The following is a 1,628-nucleotide window of genomic DNA, read 5'->3' as shown; positions in this document are numbered from 1 at the left end:
CACTACCAGAAAAAAAGAATGCCGAAAATATTCCGGCTGTCGTCGACCATGTCCTGTCGCGCTCTGAATTTTATACGGCCTATACGCCGTATCAACCGGAAATTTCCCAAGGCGAGCTGCAGGCGATTTTTGAGTTTCAAACAATGGTGTGCGAGTTGACCGGCATGGATGTCGCCAACTCGTCGATGTACGACGGCGGCACGGCGCTTGCCGAAGCGGTGCTTCTTAGCGCCGCGCATACGAAGCGGAAGAAAGTGCTCATCTCGACCGCCGTTCATCCGCAATATCGGGAAGTCGTGCGCACGTACGCCAAAGGACAGAAGCTCGAAGTGAAAGAAATTCCGTATGACGGCGGCATCACCGATCTTAAGGCGCTTGAAGCGGAAATGGGGGATGATGTGGCGTGCGTTGTCGTCCAATACCCGAACTTTTTTGGTCAAATCGAGCCGCTGAAAGCGATCGCGCCGCTTGCGCATGAAAAGAAAAGTTTGTTTGTCGTCGCCAGCAACCCATTGGCGCTTGGTGTGTTGACTCCACCCGGAGCGTTTGGCGCCGACATTGTGGTCGGCGACATGCAGCCATTTGGCATCCCGACGCAATTTGGCGGCCCGCATTGCGGCTATTTCGCTGTCAAAGCGCCGCTCATGCGCAAAATTCCAGGCCGTCTTGTCGGGCAGACGACCGATGAGGACGGGCGCCGCGGGTTTGTCTTGACGCTTCAAGCGCGCGAACAGCACATCCGCCGCGATAAGGCGACATCCAACATTTGCTCCAATCAAGCGTTAAACGCCTTGGCCGCTTCCGTTGCGCTGTCGGCGCTTGGCAAGCGGGGCGTGAAAGAAATGGCGGCGATGAATATTCAAAAAGCGCATTATGCGAAGGTGGAACTTGAAAAGCGCGGACTGTCGTCGCCGTTTGCCGGCCCGTTTTTCAACGAGTTCGTCATCCGGCTTGGACGGCCGGTTTCTGATGTGAACGATCGCCTGCTCGAAAAAGGAATCATCGGCGGCTATGACCTTGGGGCTGACTATCCGGAGCTTGCCGGTCATATGCTTGTTGCTGTCACCGAACTGCGGACAAAAGAAGAAATCGATCGGTTTGTCAATGAATTGGGGGATGGCCATGCATAACGATCAACCGCTTATTTTCGAACGAAGCAAGCCGGGGCGCATCGCCTACAGCCTGCCAGCGCTTGACGTGCCGGCTGTCGATGTCAGCGAGCTCGTGCCGGCCGATTATCTTCGCACTGAAGAGCCGGAGCTCCCGGAAGTGTCGGAGCTTGACTTAATGCGCCATTATACGGCGCTCTCGAAACGAAACCACGGCGTCGATTCCGGTTTTTACCCGCTCGGGTCGTGCACGATGAAATACAATCCGAAAATCAATGAAAACGTCGCCCGCCTCGCCGGGTTTGCCCACATTCATCCGCTTCAGCCAGAGAAAACGGTGCAAGGGGCTCTTGAGTTGATGTACGACTTGCAAGAGCATTTAAAAGAAATCACGGGCATGGATGCGGTCACCTTGCAGCCGGCGGCCGGCGCCCACGGCGAGTGGACCGGGCTGATGATGATCCGCGCTTACCATGAAGCAAACGGCGACTTTTTCGGCTCTGTTTTCCATCGCGGCGG

General features: G+C 55.9%; 1 protein-coding gene and 1 pseudogene. Both read left to right on the top strand.

All coding sequences use genetic code 11. The features are described from left to right. On the top strand, positions 1 to 1,130 hold a 1,130-nt coding region (gene gcvPA, locus T260_RS136795; protein ID WP_023633330.1), incomplete at its 5' end, for an aminomethyl-transferring glycine dehydrogenase subunit GcvPA. Beyond that, positions 1,123 to 1,628, top strand: a pseudogene (locus T260_RS136800) (aminomethyl-transferring glycine dehydrogenase subunit GcvPB); the annotation flags it as partial. The gene gcvPA and the pseudogene T260_RS136800, both read left to right, overlap by 8 nt.

Source organism: Geobacillus thermopakistaniensis (assembly GCF_000498995.1).
GTDB classification, from domain to species: Bacteria; Bacillota; Bacilli; order Bacillales; family Anoxybacillaceae; genus Geobacillus; species Geobacillus thermoleovorans.
Note: the sequence above shows the minus strand (reverse complement) of the source record. Positions and strands in the feature narration are given on the sequence as shown.